A 657-nucleotide genomic window follows, 5' to 3' on the forward strand; every position below is an offset into this window, starting at 1 on the left:
CCACCCACCGTGGCCGCGCCGCGCGAGCAGGCCCGCAGGGGCGGCAACCCGCACTTCGCACCTGTGAAAGCAGTGCCCGCAGCAGGATAATCGGGGGTATGAAAACGCTTTTGCTGAAGCCAGCCTTGGTGGTGTCCCTGCTTGCCGTTCTGGCCGGGTGTGGCAGCTCTCCGGTCTACAAGGAGGAGGGCTTCAAGAAGGAAACCCCCTACCAGCGCGCCGTGGACCAGCCCCCCGCGAAAGCCTGCGACGCCGCGCAGAGGGCGCTGCTCAGCCAGGGCTACCGCATCGAAACCAGCGACGGGCAGGCCATCCATGCCCAAAAGCTCTTCCAGCCCGATGATGAGGTGAACGCCACCATCGATTTCTTCGTCACCTGCAAGGACCACGACGGCGGCAGCATGGTGTTTGCCAACGCGGTGGAAACCACCTACGCGCTCAAGAAGACCTCGGGCGCCACGGGGTTCAGCGTGGCCGGCGCGGGCAGCATCACCATGCCCTGGTCCAAAAGCGCCGATTCGCTGGTGAAGGTGGCCGGCCAGACCATTGCGGACGGCAAGTTCTACCAGCGCTTCTTCGACCTGATCTCGACCTACCTGGGCGGCAAGGCCCGCTGAGCGCGCCCCCCGGCCTTCGGGCGGCCATGCCCGCGGGCCC

General features: G+C 66.7%; 1 protein-coding gene. It reads left to right on the plus strand.

Features of this window, described 5'->3' with window-relative positions; all coding sequences use genetic code 11:
- Positions 1-98: 98 nt before the first annotated feature.
- Positions 99-617: a DUF2242 domain-containing protein gene (locus tag ACDELDRAFT_RS23350; RefSeq protein ID WP_005801920.1), complete on the plus strand. Its 519-nt coding sequence runs from the start codon at positions 99-101 to the stop codon at positions 615-617.
- The last annotated feature ends 40 nt before the right edge of the window (positions 618-657 follow it).

The sequence above is a fragment of the Acidovorax delafieldii 2AN genome (assembly GCF_000175235.1).
Classification (GTDB): domain Bacteria; phylum Pseudomonadota; class Gammaproteobacteria; order Burkholderiales; family Burkholderiaceae_C; genus Acidovorax; species Acidovorax delafieldii_B.

What these genes read in the sequence shown, in the direction of transcription:
- ACDELDRAFT_RS23350 (WP_005801920.1), top strand. Translation starts at nt 99, where the DNA reads ATGAAAACGCTTTTGCTGAAGCCAGCCTTGGTGGTGTCCCTGCTTGCC.